Origin of the sequence: Clostridium tyrobutyricum DSM 2637 = ATCC 25755 = JCM 11008, from assembly GCF_000359585.1 — a bacterium.
Lineage (GTDB): Bacteria > Bacillota > Clostridia > Clostridiales > Clostridiaceae > Clostridium_B > Clostridium_B tyrobutyricum.
This window is the reverse complement of record NZ_APMH01000022.1, coordinates 1-16,083: the sequence shown is the minus strand read 5'-3', so window position 1 is coordinate 16,083 and position 16,083 is coordinate 1. Positions and strand designations below refer to the sequence as shown.

The window sequence follows — 16,083 nt, the reverse complement described above, 5'->3', positions numbered from 1 at the left end:
AGACCCCCTATTTAATATTGACTTCCCTAATTTTATTATATTCCTTCTGAGGATTAAATAAAATATGCAAATTTTAAAATCATTTTTTCTTCTATATTTTTTGTAAGTGTAGTATAATACCACTGTATGAAAGAAAGGTGATTTTTATGAAAGATGCCATATTAAACTTGCTGAAAAAAAGTACTGAAGATTTTATATCTGGACAAATAATAAGTGAAAAATTGGGAGTTAGCCGTACAGCTATATGGAAATATATAAATATACTCAGAAAAGAAGGCTATACTATAGATTCATATTCTAAAAAAGGATATAAATTAATATCCTCCCCTGACATTTTAACTTATGAGGAAGTAAAAAATATAATTCATACAAAATACATAGGTCAAGAATTCTTTTATTTTGATAGCATAGATTCTACAAATACAGTGGGGAAAAAATTAGCTGAAAAAGGCGAACCCAATGGAACTATAATAGTTTCTGAAGAACAGACAATGGGACACGGCAGATTGGGCAGAAATTGGGTATCCCCAAAATATAAGGGAATATGGCTTTCCATAATTTTAAGACCCAATGTAGATCCAATAAATGTTTCAAAAATAACTCAAATAGCTGCCGCTGCAATGATAAGGACACTAAAATCATTAAAAATAGATGCATTTGTAAAATGGCCAAACGACATAGTTATGAATGATAAAAAAATATGTGGAATACTTACAGAAATGAGTGCTGAACTCAATAGAGTAAACTACGTAATAGTTGGCATGGGTATAAATGCTAACCTTGACAAGACAGATTTTAATAAAGATATTTTAAATAAGGCTACTTCTTTAAAAATTGAAACCAATTCATCTATAAATAGAAAGATTTTTCTTGGAACTTTAATAAATGAATTCGAAAAATTATATGATGAATTTCAAGAAAATTTTACTGTAACAAAATCAATAGAAATATGCAAAAAATATTCTGCAGTAATTGGGAATGACATAAAAATACTGCATTCTGGAAAAGAATTTTATGCTAAGGCCATCGATATAGAAGAAAATGGTGAACTTGTAGTTCAATACAAAGATGGCTCTATAGAAAAACTAATATCAGGTGAAATATCAATAAGAGGATTAAATGGATACATTTAATCCTCTTTATTAGTTAGTATAAATTCAGTAAAAAAAATATATAATAATTTTATACTAATATCAAGGAAGTGTTTCAACTATGCTCTTAATTAAAAATGTAGATATTTATGCTCCTGAACCTTTAGGTAAGAAAAATATATTTGCAAGTTTTGATAAAATAGCTTATATATCACCCAGAATAGATTTACCTAAGAGAAATTTTCCTGAAATTACAACAATAGATGCTGAAGGCCTAATTGCTGTACCTGGTTTAATAGATATGCACATGCATTTTGATGGTGCCGGCGGTGAAGGTGGTTTTAATACACGAACACCTGAAATGGTACTTACTAACTTTACTATGAGTGGAATTACTACATGTGTGGGACTACTAGGTACAGACGGTATTACAAGAAGTATGGGAAGCCTTGTTGCAAAAGCGCAGTCATTAGAGGAGGAAGGACTTACAACTTACTGTTGGACCGGATGCTATGAAGTTCCAACCAGAACTCTAACAGATACAGTGCGTGGAGATTTAGTTCTAGTTGATAAAATAATAGGTGCCGGAGAAATAGCAATATCGGATCACAGAAGCAGCTGCCCTTCATACAGTGACCTGATACATATTGCCAGTGAAACAAGAGTAGGAGGTCTTTTGTCAGGAAAATGCGGAATATTGTATATGCACCTTGGGGATGGCAAAAGAGGACTAGAGCCACTATTTAATATAATTGACAATTCAGAAATTCCTCCTGAAAACTTGCTTCCAACCCATGTAAATAGAAATTCTTTACTTGTTAAACAATCTATAGAATATGTCAAAACAGGTGGATATATAGATATAACTACGGGAATAAAAAATGAAGGTGATAGTGCAGTATCAGCCACAGACTTGTATATAAAACTGCTAAAAGAAAATATATGCCCATATAATGTGACTATGAGTTCCGACGCAGGAGGAAGTATGCCAATATTTGATGACAATGGCAAACTGCTTAAATTAACTGTTGGTTTGCCAACTACCAACATGGAAACTATAAAGGAATTATACCAAAGGGGGATATCAATAGAAAATTCTTTGATTCCTTTAACTTCATCTCCTTCCAGTCTGTTGAAATTTAAAAACAAAGGTCACATAAAAGAAGGATTTGATGCTGATATACTTCTCCTGGACAATGATTTAAATATTGCATATGTTATATCAAAAGGAAACATTATGGTAAGCAATTATAAGCCTGTAAAATATGGTACGTTTGAATATAACAAATAATCAAAACAAAATAGTTTAAGATCTCCTCTAAAATAAAGGAGATTCTTAAACTATTTATAAATTTATATTTATCTGTCAAGTATATTTCCGTCCGTAGATATTATAACTTCTTTATATGGAATTATAGTCTGTGATTTCAACATAGCACTTTTAACTGCACTTACTATACCACCACAGCATGGAACTTCCATTCTGACTACAGTTATACTCTTTAAATTGTTATTTGCTATAATCTCTGCAAGTTTATCCTCATAATAAGCTATATCGTCTAATTTAGGACATCCTATGACCGTTATATGGTCCTTAATAAAATCACTGTGAAAATTGGAATAAGCATATGCTGTACAATCAGCTGCTACCAGTAAATCTGCCTCATTCAAATAGGGTGCTCTAGTATTTATAAGTTTTAACTGTACCGGCCATTGTCTTAATTCTGATATACTGTCATTTTTTATATTTTCTTTGACATTTTTAACCTTAGGTTTTTCAGCCCTTAAAATACTTCTTGCAACTGTACCCGGACATCCACATGGAATTTTGTCTGCTTTTTGCTGGGATTTTTTCTTCATAACCAATTCCTCATTATATTCTTCGCTTTCTCGTTCTATTATTTTTATGGCACCTGTAGGACATTCTGGAAGGCAATCACCTAAGCCATCACAATATTCATCACTTATGAGTTCAGCTTTTCCATTTTTAAGTTTTATTGCTCCTTCATGACAGGCATCTATACACAATCCACATCCATTACATTTTTCTTTATCTATATTAACAATTTTTCTTATCATTTTACATACCCCCGATTTAATATTTATTTTATGATTTTATTATAATAAAATAGTGTTATAATATCAGTAACTTATGTTACCACAAACAATAAAATAATTTATTTATGAAAGGTATGTATTATGGATGTATTTATCGGCTCACTAAGAAAATGTATTTTAATGAATAATTTTACTGAAAATAATATAAAAGATTTGCTAAGTAAAATAAATTATATAGTAAAAAACTATGAGAAAGATGAAGTCATTGCAATTGAAGACTCGCATTGTGCAAAAATAGGCATATTGCTTGATGGAAATGTTGAAGTTCAAAAAATATATGCTTCAGGTAAAAACATTACTATAAGTAAACTAAACATTGGAAATATATTTGGGGAAGTTATAATATTTTCAAACAAGAACAAATATCCTGCTACAATAATTTCTTCCAATAATTCTAAAATACTATTTATATCCAAAGAAAATATACTGAAGCTTTGCAGCATTAGCCCTATATTTTTAAATAATTTTATGGCCCTTTTGTCAAATAAAATACTCATGTTAAATAAGAAAGTAAAAAGTATGTCCTATCAAACTTTAAGACAAAAGATATGTTTTTATATAATAGAACAATATAAATTTCAAAATAATTCAACCATAAAATTAAATATGACAAAGAAAGAAATAGCTGAGCAGCTTGGAGTTCCCCGTCCCTCGCTTTCGAGAGAACTTATAAACATGAAAAATGAAAATTTAATTGAGATGAATAAAAATACAATAACTATAAAAGATATAGATTATATGTATGAATTGCTTGATTAAAGAAGGAAAATGACAGAGTCATTTTCCTGAAATATTCAATTAACAAAATTTTCTTCCGCATCCACAAAATAGTATTATGAGTATTATTATTATACATTCATTTCCACCACCAAAGAATCCGCAACCGCATCCTCTGTCTCTATGACATCTGTGAGTATGTCTACATGACATAAAAATCCCTCCTTATCATCCAAAAAACTTCAAGCGTATTAATTTTTAATCCTCTGTAAATAGAAGAGGGACATTAAGTCCCTCTTTAAAAGTTAATTATTTATCTAGTGTTTCATTAGTAATTATTATCTGTCACCGCAGCTAACACCACAGCAAAGTATTAGTATTATTATTATTACCAATACTCCTCTATTTCCACCTCTAGATCCACATCTACATGAACGTGACATAAAGACCCCTCCTTATCATCTAAATATTTTAAGTTAACTCATTTTTAATCCTTTGTTCAATTACAGTATATTAGTAAGATTGCTAAATTGTTACTATAAATATTGGCTATGTCATACTAATACCTGTATTAGCAACTAACTCCACAGAACAATATTAGTAATATTATTATTACTAATACCTCTTTTCCTGATCCACACTTTCTGCCTGAATCGTGACCTCCGCATTTTCTTGACATAATAGACCCCTCCTTATCATCTTTTTATATTACTTAATAGGTACTCTGATTTTTTATCTTGTGTTCTATACTTCTATTGTATTAAACAGCCTCACAAACGTTACTATTTAAACATAAAAAAATACTATCAGTTAGAAAACTGATAGTATTTTTTACATTAAAGATTCATTGCATATGACATTATAGCTGCACCACTTGCCTTGGTACCTAAAACGGACTCAATATTTTCACGTCCAATTCCCCCTATAGCAATTACGGGTATAAATATTTTATTTGCTATATCATCTATAAAATTAATTCCTCTCCCCTTTAACCCTATTTTACAGCTAGTTTCAAATACATTGCCTGCCATTACATAGTCTGCTCCTAATTTTTCTGCTTCTACGGCCTCTCTGGAACTGTGTACTGAAACTCCAATACACAGGCTGTTTTTTTCACTTCTATTCATACTCTTAAATCTTTCAAAACCTGTATGAAATCCATAGGTTTCAAGTTCAAGGGATGCCCTGAAGTTTCCATTTATTATAAGTGGGACTCCATAATTATCTGTTATATTCTTTGTCTGTTCTCCAACTTCCATAAGTTCTTCATACTGTAAATCCTTTTCTCTGAGCATTACAGCATCAGCACCATATAAAACACATTTCTCAATTGCATTTAAAAAATTTTCTTTTACCAAGTGCCTGTTTGTAACTACAATTATTTTCTTAGAACCTTTTAATTTAAATATATCCTTATTTTCCATCTAACAAAACTGCCAATCTTTAAAGACAGGATTGTATCCCAACTTCTCTACAGTAGCCTTTATCTCATCTACAGATCTTCCATCGGATATCTGGAACTGGCCTTCTCCCTTATCTTTATCATTCAATGAATGTCCTCCTACTTCTGTAGTAACTCCAGCAGACATCTTGGTAACTCCAAGTGGTATAAGATTATTCCTCATTTTTGCGCTTTCCCTTGTAGTTACATTAAAACCAGCTCTCTGTAAAAATATTTTATATGCCATAGCTGCTTGTACAAAATTTCTATCCGTAACATCATATATTTTAATTGGACTTCCTGCATGAGGTCTTATTCTTGGAACAGACATGCTTATTTCAACGGATGGATAAGTTCTTGAAATATAATCTGCATGTACTCCTGTCAAAAACACTTCATTTCTCCACTTGTAAAGTCCAAGTAGTGCACTCATACCAACTGAATGTATTCCTGCTCTACATCCTCTGTCTAAAGCCTCTAGCCTATATCGGTAATCCCTTTTCTTTCCTGCCAAATGTACACTCTTATATACTTCTTCATTATATGTTTCCTGGTATACTGTTAAACTGTTAGCCCCTAAGCTTACTAATTCCCTATATTCATCTTCTTCAAGAGGATATATTTCAAGACATATGGAATCAAAGTATTTTTTAAGTATTTTAACAGCTTCCTTTAAATAGTCCATAGGACAGTGATATCTTGATTCTCCAGTCAAAAGTATTATATGTTTTAAACCAGTTTCAGCTATAGACTTGGCTTCTTTTTCAATTTCTTCATAAGTCATTTTTTTTCGTGCTATCTTGTTTTCTACATTGTATCCACAGTAAATGCATTTATTTGTACAATAATTTGCAATATACATAGGAGTATATAACACTATACTTTTCCCAAAATTTCTAAGAGTTATATCCCTGGCTTTTTTTGCCATTGGCTCTATATACTTTTCAGCTCTTGGAGATAAAAGTGCCAAAAAATCTTCTCTTGTAATTCTATCTTTAAGAAGGATTTTTTCTATTTGATTATCTGTAACATCGTTAAAAAAACTATCAAAATCAAAATCATCATATTGATGTATTTCTTCATAAATACCCATATTAATCACTCCTAATTCAAAAATCCTGTAAGTGGTGAAGACGCTGAAGCAGTTTTTCTTTCAGGTCCAATTTTTGCAATATATGCCTGTCTTCCAGCTTTTACTGCATATTTAAATGCTTCCGCCATAAGTACAGGGTCTTCTGATGTAGCTATAGCTGTATTAACAAGTACGGCATCCGCACCCATTTCCATAACCAGGGTTGCATCAGATGGCTTGCCAATTCCTGCATCGACTACTATTGGTATATCAATTTCATCTACAAGTATTCTGATCATCTCTTCAGTTCTTATACCTCTGTTTGAACCTATAGGAGAGCCTAGTGGCATAATGGCAGCTGCACCTGCATCTACCAGTCTTTTAGCATCTGATAGATCTGGATTTATATATGGAAGAACTACAAAACCTTCCTTTACTAAAATTTCTGTTGCCTTTATAGTTTCTATATTATCTGGAAGTAAATATTTATTATCAGATATTGCCTCTATTTTTATCCAGTTTCCACATCCTGCTGCTCTGCCTAGCTTGGCTAGTCTTACTACTTCATCTGCCGTTCTTGCCCCTGAAGTATTTGGCAGCAATGTGCATTCTTTTCCTATAAAATCTATAATATTTCCTCTATTTGAATTTACATCAACTCTTCTAAGTGCTACAGTTACTACATTTGAACCAGAGGACTTCAAAACTTCAGGCAATATTCCATCTGATGAGTATTTGCCAGTACCTACAAACAATCTACTATTTAATTTTTGTCCTCCAATAATCAATTCATCCATATAATAAAACCTCCATATATTAGTATTATAATTGACTTAATCTTTAACTATATACATCAACCTCCACCTACAAATCTTATGATCTCTACTTTTGAACTGCTATCTAATTTTGTAACTTCAAATTTGTCCTTATCTACTATATCCAAGTCTACTTCAACAGCTACATGAGTAGGTTCAATTTTTAAATCATTCAAAAGCTCAAGTACAGTAATACCTTCTTTAAATTTTCTTTCTTGACCATTTACTATCATAATACCTACACCTCCCTTATAGATGAAAATACTATAGAGATATACGCAAAAAAGGAAACAATTTCTTGTTTCCCCATAATCCAATCCAAATACATGCTAAAAATAAAATATACAAATCCTGATAGAATTTGTATATAAAATAGCCATATGTATGCTGCGTCTCCCTACGTTGGCATTATCCAAATCAGGTTATGAGGATAAGGAATAACATTCCACTCTCAGATCATCACATGACCTCTCCTTATAATATTAAATTGTTAACTCTTTACATATTTATTCTACCACATAAAAAATTTAAATCAACCATATGTTAAAAATAATATTTTAATTTGAATTACTATGCAACTATAAGCTATAATAATGTATATAAAAATTATTATCTATTAATTTTAACTTTTTATTAAGGAGTGTACAAATTGACCAATAATCTATTGAAAGGATCAAAAATTATACTTACTTCATTTAAAGAAGAGTATTTTAAAAATTTTACAAAATGGTACAACGATATGCCTTTCTTAAGAAATTATGATATGATTGCAGCATTCCCAAGATCTATAGACGAACTAAAGCCTATGATAGATGATGTAAAAAAATCATCTGATAAATTTATATTTGCTATTAAAACTTTAAAAGATGATAAATTCATAGGAGTCACTGGTTTCGAGGATATACTATGGAATAATGGAACAGCAGTTATATATATAGGTATTGGAGAAAAACAAAACAGAGGTCTCGGTATTGGAACTGAAGCATTTAACCTAACTATGGAATTTGGATTTGAGGAATTGAATCTACATAGAATTCAACTTACTGTATTGTCTTACAATACTCCAGCCATAAAACTATATGAAAAGCTAGGTTTTAAAAGAGAAGGTGTATATAGAGAATTTATTCATAGAGATAACAAAAGATACGATATGTATCTCTATGGTATTTTAAGAACCGAATGGGAGAATTTAAATAACTATTAATAATACTAATTAATATAACAAGGAGATTATTTATGCTTGAATTTAAGCCCTTAACTATCGAAGACAAAGAGATCTTTGATAAATATTTACAGGATTATAGATTTAGTACCTGTGAATACTCATTTACAAGTCTTTTAATTTGGAGAAAAGGCTGTGATATCAGCTACACAATATTAGATGATGCATTAATTATTAAAAAAAGAGGTTTCGATGATAATTACTACTTTATGCAGCCTATAGGATACACAGATAAAAGTCTTAAAGATATAGTAGAAAATCTTAAAGAGTACAGACAAGTTAATGATATGCCATATCTTTTTGGAGATGCAGAAGATGGATTTTTAGAGGATCTGAAAAAAATTTATAGCAACATGCATGTTGAAGAAGACATAGATAATTTTGACTATATATATGATACTCAAAAGCTCATGACACTATCCGGGAAAAAACTTCACTCAAAGAAAAATCACTATAATCGTTTTATAAAAACTTATAATTATGAGACTAGGGACTTTTTTGAGCCTGAAGTTAAAGAAGATTTACTTAAAGCATCTCAAATATGGTATAACACCAAAAACAGTGCTAATAAATATCTGTACTATGAACTGGAAGGAATAACCGAGATATCAAATTATATGGAAAAATTAAATTTGATGGCCGCTGCTGTATATGTAGATGATGAAATCTCTGCATTTACAATAGGTGAAAAAGTAAATTCGGATATGGGAATTATACATATAGAAAAAGGATTTCCAAATATAAATGGAATATATACATTTATAAATAAATATTTTGTTGAAAAGTATTTACCTGATGTAAAGTATATAAATAGAGAACAGGATCTTGGTCTGGAAGGATTGAGAAAAGCCAAAAAATCTTACCATCCAATTATTATGGGTAAAAAATATTGTATTAGTGTTTAAAAAATATGTAGATAAACTTTAATTAGTTTATCTACATATTTTTAATATCTATTTTTTTATTTTAAATGAACTCTTTAAAGAAACAATTCTATTAAATACTAGCTTACCTTCTTTAGTGTATTTTGGATCTGCACTAAAATATCCATGTCTGAAAAATTGATACTTTTGTCCGGACTTTACATCTTTCATATTAGGCTCTAAAAATCCATTAAGTATTTCTAATGAATTAGGATTAACATTGTCTAAAAATGAGTCACTTCCATCTTCTCCATCTTCCACAATCAATGGTTGATACAGTCTGATTTCTGCAGGAATTGCAGTTTCTACATTCACCCAATGAATTGTGCCCCTGACTTTTCTCCCATCAGGACTATTTCCACCTCTTGATTCAGGATCATAAGTACAGTGAAGTTCCACTATATTTCCAGATTCATCTTTAACGACCTCATTACACTTTATGAAATAAGCACTCTTCAATCTTACTTCATTTCCTATAAATAATCTATAATATTTTTTAGGTGGATTTTCCATAAAATCTTCCTGTTCAATGTACAATTCTTTTGAAAAAGGTACATTTCTAGTTCCTGCAGTAGGGTCATCAGGATTGTTTTCAACTTCAAAATTTTCTATTTTTCCATCGGGATAATTTGTTATTACAACTTTTAGAGGTCTCAAAACTGCCATGGTTCTAGGAGCCTTCTTTTCAAGATCATCTCTTAAAAAATAATCAAGCATCTGTGAATCCACTACACTGCTAGCTTTGGCCACGCCTATTGCCCTGCAAAAATTACGAATTGATCCAGGTGTAAATCCTCTTCTTCTCAAGCCTGCAATAGTAGGCATACGAGGATCATCCCATCCATCCACAAATTTTTCATCTACAAGTTTTTTTAATTTTCTCTTGCTCATAACGGTATTTGTAATATTCAACCTTGCAAATTCTATCTGCTTAGGTACCTTTTTCATTTCACATTCTCTTACAATCCAATCATATAACGGTCTATGATCTTCAAATTCGAGAGTACATATGGAATGTGTCACTCCTTCTATAGCATCTTCCAGTGGATGTGCAAAATCATACATTGGGTATATACACCACTTATCTTTTGTATTTTGATGATATGCATGGGCTATACGATAAATTATAGGGTCCCTCATGTTTATATTAGGAGATTTCACATCTATCTTAGCTCTAAGAACTTTTTCTCCATCTTTATATTCACCATTTTTCATTTTTTCAAACAGCTCTAAATTTTCATCTACGGTTCTGTTTCTATACGGACTTTCCTTCCCCGGCTTTGTAAGTGTACCTCTATATTCTCTTATTTCCTCTGCAGATAAATCACATACATACGCTTTGCCTTTTTTTATTAGAAGTACCGCATGTTTATACATTTCATCAAAATAATTTGAAGCAAAATGAAGTTCATCCCAATCGTATCCCAGCCATTTTACATCTTCCTTTATGGATTTTACATACTCCGTATCTTCTTTTATAGGATTTGTATCATCAAAACGAAGATTTGTCCTCCCATTAAACTCGTCGGCCAATCCAAAATTCAATACGATGGATTTAGCATGGCCTATATGTAAGTATCCATTTGGTTCTGGAGGAAAACGGGTTATAATTTCTTTATATTGTCCGGACTTTAAATCCTCTGCAACTATGTTTTTTATAAAATTTGAAGTAACTTTATTTTCGCTCATAAAATCATTCCTTTTCTGTTAACTTATTTATATTATGTACAATTCAAGATATTATATCAATATATGACTTAATAAAAGGCATTTTACATGTAAAAAATGCCTTTCCAATAAATATTACAATATTTGCTGACTATATGCAACTCTATTGTACTACAGTTAAATCTTTATCATATTTATTTAATACTTCACATCCACTTTCTGTAACTAAAACCAGATCTTCTATCCTAATACCTATTCGGTTTGGAATATAGATACCTGGTTCAATGGAAAATATCATTCCAGACTTTACTCTATCAATATTTGTTGAAGATACATCCCCTAAATCATGGCATTCTATTCCTATAGAATGTCCAGTTCTATGAGTAAAGTATTTACCATAACCTTGACTTTCTATATATTCTCTAGCAGCTGCATCTATATCACAAAATCTTGCACCTGGTTTAATTGCTGCAATTCCCCTCTTGTTTGCTTCTAAAACTACATCATATACATTTCTACTATCATCAGGAACATATTTATAGAATACAGTTCTGGTCATATCAGAACAATAGGAATTTTTAACACATCCTATATCCATGGTTATAGCTTCACCTGGTTTTAAAATTGAACTGTCTGATTCATGATGTGGATCTGAACCATTTATCCCATAAGCTATAATAGGGTCAAAAGAGAATCCATCCGCACCTAAATTTTCATATATATCATATAAAAATTTTTCCATGTCCTTCTCTGTATTTTTTTCAGAAATCAATTTTATAAGCTTTCCCATTGCAATGTCATTCAATCTAGATGCTTCTCTCATACAATCCTTTTCCCTGTCATCCTTGCGCATTCTTATTCTATCCAGTATTTCAGAACCATTTAAGAAAGCACTTCCAGCTTTCAGTTCCATAAGTCTCAATAAAAATTTAGCCGGCCAATTTTTATCTATTCCCACGGGCAAATTTTTATCTACATATTTGGAAATTAGAAATACTCCATCATCTGTATCATTAAACCATATTTTATCTGCTCCAATATCCTCCTTTAAAGGAAATAGCTCATTTATAAACAATTTATTATTTCCGTTTACATTTAAATAAAGGGCCAACAACCTTTCACCCGGATGTATCCATTTTTCAGTCAAATAAAATATTGATGCTGGATCTGATATAATAAGCTGCGGTATATTTTTTGATTTCATAAGTTCTAACACTTTTCCAAGCCTATATGAATTCATTTTTTCTCCTTCCTTTAATAATATACTTAGTTACTACTATAATTATAGATTTCTCGCAAAGTAAAAACAATAAATTATTTTAATATAAATATTGCAAGTGACGTTACGTAATGTGATAATATATTTGAGGAGATAAAATATGAATAATAATGAAGCTCCTGTTTTTACCACAGGAGAATTTGCAAAAAAATCCGGGGTTACACTTAGAACTTTAAGATATTATGATAAGATAAATCTACTAAAACCATGCAGTTATACTAAATCGGGTCACAGACTTTACAGTAAATCGGACTTTGGAAAATTACAAAAAATTTTAACTTTGAAATTCATAGGTCTTTCATTAAAAGACATATCAAAAATAATGAACTATGATATGGAAGACAGTAATATAAAAAAATCTTTGGAAATACAGCGGGTTATAATGAAAGAAAAAGTACATCACATAGAAGCGGTAATAAAATCAATAGATGAAGCTATAAACATGCTGGACACCAGCAATACATTAAATTGGGATAAATTCATAAATATAATAAGTATAATAAATACAGATCAAAAATGGATGAATCAATATGAAAATGCTTCCAATTTAAAAGCACGGATAAGGATTCATGAGCTATTCAGTATAAATGCCAAAGGATGGATGAATTGGTTTTTCGAACATCTAAATATAAAAATAGATTCCCGCATATTGGAGCTTGGTTGTGGAGATGGAGAATTGTGGGAAAAAAATTTAAACAGAATACCTGAAGGCTGGAATATAGTTCTTACTGATTTTTCTGAAGGTATGTTGAAAGATGCAGAAGTAAATTTAGGTGAAAACTCGGGAAGATTTAATTTCAAAATAGCCGATGCACAAAAAATTCCTTTTGAAGATAATAGCTTTGATGTTGTAATTGCCAATAATATGTTATATCATATTTCAAATATAAATCTAGCATTGTCAGAAATACACAGAGTTTTAAAACCAGGTGGAACATTATATGCTTCTACCGTTGGGAAAAATCATATGAAGGAAATGAGAGATATAGTCAATGTTTTTGGTTCCAAAAATTTAACATTAAACAGCTGGACCCTTACTGAAAACTTTCAACTTGAAAATGGTATGGAAAAGTTGAATAAATGGTTTAACAATGTAAAATTAAAAAGATATAAAGACAGTTTGAAAATAACTGATGAAATACCTCTTATGAATTATATTTTTTCCATGCCTGGAAATAATAAAAGCTCATTTACCGGGAAAGAGCTTAAAAATTTGACAGATTTTCTACATTCTGAAATAATGAAAAATGATTACATTTATATAACTAAGGATACAGGTTTTTTCAGTGCTCAAACAGCACTTAACATTTAAATAATTTTAGTGAAGGGATTTGATATTTATGAATAAAAAAATTACATTTTCTCCCCCGGATATAAGTCAAGCTGAAATAGATGCTGTAGTAGATGTTTTAAAATCAGGTTGGATAACTACAGGTCCTAAAACTGCAGAATTTGAAAAACAGCTTGCAAATTACTGCAATTCCAATCACGCAGTAGCTGTTGGAAATGCTACTGCAGGATTGGAACTCCTACTTCAGGTATTTAATATAAAAAGTGGTGATGATGTTATAACTACACCTTATACATATACTGCCACTGCAAGTGTATCTATTCATAGAGGAATAAAACCTACATTTGTAGATGTAAAAAAGGATAGCTTTCTCATAGATATAGATAAATTATATGATGCTATAAAGCCAAATACAAAAGCCATATATTCAGTAGATATTGCAGGCGTTCCAGTTGACTATGATAAAATTCGTGAAGTATTAAAAGCCAAAGGGCGTGAAGACATACTTCTGGTATCCGATTCTGCACACGCCTTTGGAGCCAGCTACAAAGGCAAAAAAGTCGGTTCACAAATGGATGCTCATGTTTTTTCATTTCATGCAGTAAAGAATTTGACTACTGCTGAAGGTGGTGCAGTAACTTTCAACAATAATAATTTACTTGGCAAAGAAGATTTAGTAAAAGATCTTAAATTGATGTCCCTTCACGGTCAATCAAAAGATGCTCTTTCAAAGATGAAAGCCGGTGCATGGAAATATGACATAATATATCCAGGTTATAAATGCAATATGACAGATATAAATGCCGCCATAGGTCTTATTCAGCTTTCAAGATATGAAAATATGCTTAAAATACGCAAATCAATATTTGACATATATACAGATGCACTAAAGGATAAAGAATGGGCAATAATTCCTTTTGAAAAAGAAGATGATACAGTCACTTCCTATCACCTTTATACACTTAGATTGAGAAATTTCAAAGAAGATGATAGAAATTATGTAATAAAAGCAATGGCAGATAGAAATATTGCAACCAATGTTCATTTTACGCCTCTTCCAATGTTTACTGCATATAAAAATCTAGGATATTCCATAGGAGATTATCCAAATGCCTATGCACAGTATGCAAATGAAATAACTCTTCCAATGTACTCTACTCTTTCAAGGGAAGATGCTGAATACGTAGTGGAAAATCTTATAGATGTTGTAGAAAAAATTAAAAAATAATATTAAAGGGTGGATTATATATGAAAGTTAAATTTTACAGTCCTCAAAGAGAATATCACGAGAAAAAAGAAGAATTCAACAGCGCCATATCAAAGGTAATCGAAAGTGGAAATTTTATACTTGGGGATGAAGTATCCAATCTTGAAGAATCCATAAAAAAATACACTGGAGCAAAATATGCCATAGGTGTAGCTTCCGGTACGGATGCTCTCGTAATAGCTTCAGACATACTTGGTTTCAAAGACGGCAAGGAAGTTATAACTTCTCCTTTTACATTTTTAGCATCGGCATCATGTCTTTCAAAACATAATGCAAAACCTGTATTTGTAGATGTAGATGAAGAAAGTTTCAGTTTAGATGCAAACAAGATAGAAGAAAAAATCACAGATAAAACAGTAGGAATACTTCCTATTCATCTATTTTCGCAAATGTGCAACATGGATAAAATAATGTCTATAGCAAAATTCCACAATTTAAGGGTACTGGAAGATGCTGCGGAAGCCTTTGGTATGCGTTGGAAAGGGACTGGATCCTTATATAAACATTCAGGTACTGTTGGTGATATGGGTGTATTTTCATTCTTCCCTACTAAAACCTTAGGTGCCTATGGTGATGCAGGAATGATAGTTACAAATGACGATGAACTTGGAAAATTAGCTAAAATGTTCAGAGTACACGGTGCATCAAAAAAATATCATTATGATTACATAGGTTATAATTCCAGACTTGATACAATTCAGGCAGCTGTACTTTCAATTAAACTTAAGTATATTGATAATGCCATAGAAAAAAGAGCTGCTGTAGCAAAATGGTATGAAGAAAGACTTTCTGATTGTGAATATGTAAGATTCCCTAAAATAAAAGGAGAACAAAAGGGAGTATACTATGTATTCAACATACTTGCAGAAAAGCGTGATGAATTGGCAGCTTATTTAAAAGAAAATGAAATAGGCAACAGTATTTACTATCCAATACCTCTTCACCTTCAAAAGTGTTTTAGTTATCTTGGATATAAAGAAGGAGATTTTCCTATAGCTGAAAAACTTTCAAAGGAAGTCATAGCACTTCCAATATATCCTGAAATAACTGAAGATGAAGTTGATTTTGTATGCAATACAATAAAGAAGTTCTACAAAAGGTAATCTGTTGGTAAAATTTCAATAAAGCTAATTACAGTATGGATATGTATGTCTTTATCCTTTATATTGAAGAGACAGG

Annotated in this window: 16 protein-coding genes and 1 riboswitch; of the genes, 8 read left to right on the top strand and 8 right to left on the bottom strand. The window is 31.0% G+C overall.

The window, feature by feature from the left end:
• Nucleotides 1–146: 146 nt before the first annotated feature.
• Nucleotides 147–1,133, top strand: coding sequence for a biotin--[acetyl-CoA-carboxylase] ligase (locus J418_RS0109895; RefSeq protein ID WP_017751019.1), 987 nt, complete (start codon nucleotides 147–149; stop codon nucleotides 1,131–1,133).
• Between the two features lie 79 nt (nucleotides 1,134–1,212).
• Nucleotides 1,213–2,382 carry a beta-aspartyl-peptidase gene (gene iadA / locus J418_RS0109890; protein ID WP_017895503.1) on the top strand — a complete coding sequence of 390 codons (1,170 nt, stop codon included), beginning with the start codon at nucleotides 1,213–1,215 and terminating at the stop codon, nucleotides 2,380–2,382.
• Nucleotides 2,383–2,450: 68 nt separating this feature from the next.
• Here iadA and J418_RS0109885 read toward each other — a convergent pair whose 3' ends face one another.
• Nucleotides 2,451–3,170 (bottom strand): ATP-binding protein, encoded by a 720-nt coding sequence (locus tag J418_RS0109885; protein ID WP_017895502.1) that lies wholly within the window; start codon nucleotides 3,168–3,170, stop codon nucleotides 2,451–2,453.
• 120 nt (nucleotides 3,171–3,290) lie between these two features.
• On the opposite strand from J418_RS0109885, the gene J418_RS0109880 reads away from it, so the two are divergent.
• A complete protein-coding gene (locus J418_RS0109880) occupies nucleotides 3,291–3,968 on the top strand; it encodes a Crp/Fnr family transcriptional regulator (protein WP_017895501.1) in 678 nt (225 codons plus the stop codon).
• Nucleotides 3,969–4,007: 39 nt separating this feature from the next.
• Here J418_RS0109880 and J418_RS16975 read toward each other — a convergent pair whose 3' ends face one another.
• The 5 genes from J418_RS16975 to thiS all read right to left on the bottom strand — a co-directional run bounded on the left by J418_RS16975 (nucleotide 4,008) and on the right by thiS (nucleotide 7,487).
• Entirely contained in the window at nucleotides 4,008–4,139 is a 132-nt protein-coding gene (locus tag J418_RS16975) for a hypothetical protein (RefSeq protein WP_017895500.1), read from the bottom strand.
• A gap of 623 nt (nucleotides 4,140–4,762) precedes the next feature.
• Nucleotides 4,763–5,350 carry a thiamine phosphate synthase gene (locus J418_RS0109860; protein ID WP_017751012.1) on the bottom strand — a complete coding sequence of 196 codons (588 nt, stop codon included), beginning with the start codon at nucleotides 5,348–5,350 and terminating at the stop codon, nucleotides 4,763–4,765.
• Nucleotides 5,351–6,460, bottom strand: a complete 1,110-nt coding sequence (gene thiH / locus J418_RS0109855) for a 2-iminoacetate synthase ThiH (protein ID WP_017751011.1) — start codon at nucleotides 6,458–6,460, stop codon at nucleotides 5,351–5,353.
• Between the two features lie 11 nt (nucleotides 6,461–6,471).
• Nucleotides 6,472–7,236 carry a thiazole synthase gene (locus J418_RS0109850; protein ID WP_017751010.1) on the bottom strand — a complete coding sequence of 255 codons (765 nt, stop codon included), beginning with the start codon at nucleotides 7,234–7,236 and terminating at the stop codon, nucleotides 6,472–6,474.
• A gap of 56 nt (nucleotides 7,237–7,292) precedes the next feature.
• Nucleotides 7,293–7,487 (bottom strand): sulfur carrier protein ThiS, encoded by a 195-nt coding sequence (gene thiS / locus J418_RS0109845; protein WP_017895499.1) that lies wholly within the window; start codon nucleotides 7,485–7,487, stop codon nucleotides 7,293–7,295.
• Between the two features lie 144 nt (nucleotides 7,488–7,631).
• Nucleotides 7,632–7,739: riboswitch (TPP riboswitch) on the bottom strand.
• Between the two features lie 164 nt (nucleotides 7,740–7,903).
• On the opposite strand from thiS, the gene J418_RS0109840 reads away from it, so the two are divergent.
• Nucleotides 7,904–8,458: a GNAT family N-acetyltransferase gene (locus tag J418_RS0109840; RefSeq protein ID WP_017751008.1), complete on the top strand. Its 555-nt coding sequence runs from the start codon at nucleotides 7,904–7,906 to the stop codon at nucleotides 8,456–8,458.
• A gap of 32 nt (nucleotides 8,459–8,490) precedes the next feature.
• Nucleotides 8,491–9,381, top strand: a complete 891-nt coding sequence (locus J418_RS0109835; RefSeq protein ID WP_017751007.1) for a DUF2156 domain-containing protein — start codon at nucleotides 8,491–8,493, stop codon at nucleotides 9,379–9,381.
• Nucleotides 9,382–9,429: 48 nt separating this feature from the next.
• On the opposite strand, the gene J418_RS0109830 is transcribed toward J418_RS0109835, so the two are convergent.
• Both J418_RS0109830 and J418_RS0109825 read right to left on the bottom strand, forming a co-directional pair.
• The gene (locus J418_RS0109830) at nucleotides 9,430–11,088 is read right to left on the bottom strand and encodes a glutamine--tRNA ligase/YqeY domain fusion protein (protein ID WP_017751006.1); all 1,659 of its coding nucleotides are present in this window, start codon (nucleotides 11,086–11,088) and stop codon (nucleotides 9,430–9,432) included.
• A 142-nt stretch (nucleotides 11,089–11,230) separates the two neighbouring features.
• Nucleotides 11,231–12,307 (bottom strand): M24 family metallopeptidase, encoded by a 1,077-nt coding sequence (locus J418_RS0109825; protein WP_017895498.1) that lies wholly within the window; start codon nucleotides 12,305–12,307, stop codon nucleotides 11,231–11,233.
• Nucleotides 12,308–12,446: 139 nt separating this feature from the next.
• Between J418_RS0109825 and J418_RS0109820 the strand changes: the two genes are divergently transcribed.
• From J418_RS0109820 to J418_RS0109810, 3 genes are read left to right on the top strand one after another with little or no spacing between them, the layout of a single operon-like run.
• Complete coding sequence (locus tag J418_RS0109820) at nucleotides 12,447–13,658, top strand: MerR family transcriptional regulator (protein WP_017751004.1); 1,212 nt, start codon at nucleotides 12,447–12,449, stop codon at nucleotides 13,656–13,658.
• Between the two features lie 28 nt (nucleotides 13,659–13,686).
• Nucleotides 13,687–14,865 (top strand): DegT/DnrJ/EryC1/StrS family aminotransferase, encoded by a 1,179-nt coding sequence (locus J418_RS0109815; protein WP_017895497.1) that lies wholly within the window; start codon nucleotides 13,687–13,689, stop codon nucleotides 14,863–14,865.
• Nucleotides 14,866–14,885: 20 nt separating this feature from the next.
• Nucleotides 14,886–16,007, top strand: a complete 1,122-nt coding sequence (locus J418_RS0109810) for a DegT/DnrJ/EryC1/StrS family aminotransferase (RefSeq protein WP_017895496.1) — start codon at nucleotides 14,886–14,888, stop codon at nucleotides 16,005–16,007.
• The last annotated feature ends 76 nt before the right edge of the window (nucleotides 16,008–16,083 follow it).

Bases quoted from the DNA above. Each gene is read 5' to 3' on its own strand.
- J418_RS0109820 (WP_017751004.1), top strand. From the start codon at position 12,447: ATGAATAATAATGAAGCTCCTGTTTTTACCACAGGAGAATTTGCAAAA.
- J418_RS0109830 (WP_017751006.1), bottom strand. From the start codon at position 11,088: ATGAGCGAAAATAAAGTTACTTCAAATTTTATAAAAAACATAGTTGCA.
- J418_RS0109850 (WP_017751010.1), bottom strand. From the start codon at position 7,236: ATGGATGAATTGATTATTGGAGGACAAAAATTAAATAGTAGATTGTTT.
- J418_RS0109815 (WP_017895497.1), top strand. From the start codon at position 13,687: ATGAATAAAAAAATTACATTTTCTCCCCCGGATATAAGTCAAGCTGAA.
- thiH (WP_017751011.1), bottom strand. From the start codon at position 6,460: ATGGGTATTTATGAAGAAATACATCAATATGATGATTTTGATTTTGAT.
- J418_RS0109895 (WP_017751019.1), top strand. From the start codon at position 147: ATGAAAGATGCCATATTAAACTTGCTGAAAAAAAGTACTGAAGATTTT.
- J418_RS0109860 (WP_017751012.1), bottom strand. From the start codon at position 5,350: ATGGAAAATAAGGATATATTTAAATTAAAAGGTTCTAAGAAAATAATT.
- J418_RS16975 (WP_017895500.1), bottom strand. From the start codon at position 4,139: ATGTCATGTAGACATACTCACAGATGTCATAGAGACAGAGGATGCGGT.
- J418_RS0109810 (WP_017895496.1), top strand. From the start codon at position 14,886: ATGAAAGTTAAATTTTACAGTCCTCAAAGAGAATATCACGAGAAAAAA.
- iadA (WP_017895503.1), top strand. From the start codon at position 1,213: ATGCTCTTAATTAAAAATGTAGATATTTATGCTCCTGAACCTTTAGGT.
- thiS (WP_017895499.1), bottom strand. From the start codon at position 7,487: ATGATAGTAAATGGTCAAGAAAGAAAATTTAAAGAAGGTATTACTGTA.
- J418_RS0109880 (WP_017895501.1), top strand. From the start codon at position 3,291: ATGGATGTATTTATCGGCTCACTAAGAAAATGTATTTTAATGAATAAT.
- J418_RS0109885 (WP_017895502.1), bottom strand. From the start codon at position 3,170: ATGATAAGAAAAATTGTTAATATAGATAAAGAAAAATGTAATGGATGT.
- J418_RS0109825 (WP_017895498.1), bottom strand. From the start codon at position 12,307: ATGAATTCATATAGGCTTGGAAAAGTGTTAGAACTTATGAAATCAAAA.
- J418_RS0109835 (WP_017751007.1), top strand. From the start codon at position 8,491: ATGCTTGAATTTAAGCCCTTAACTATCGAAGACAAAGAGATCTTTGAT.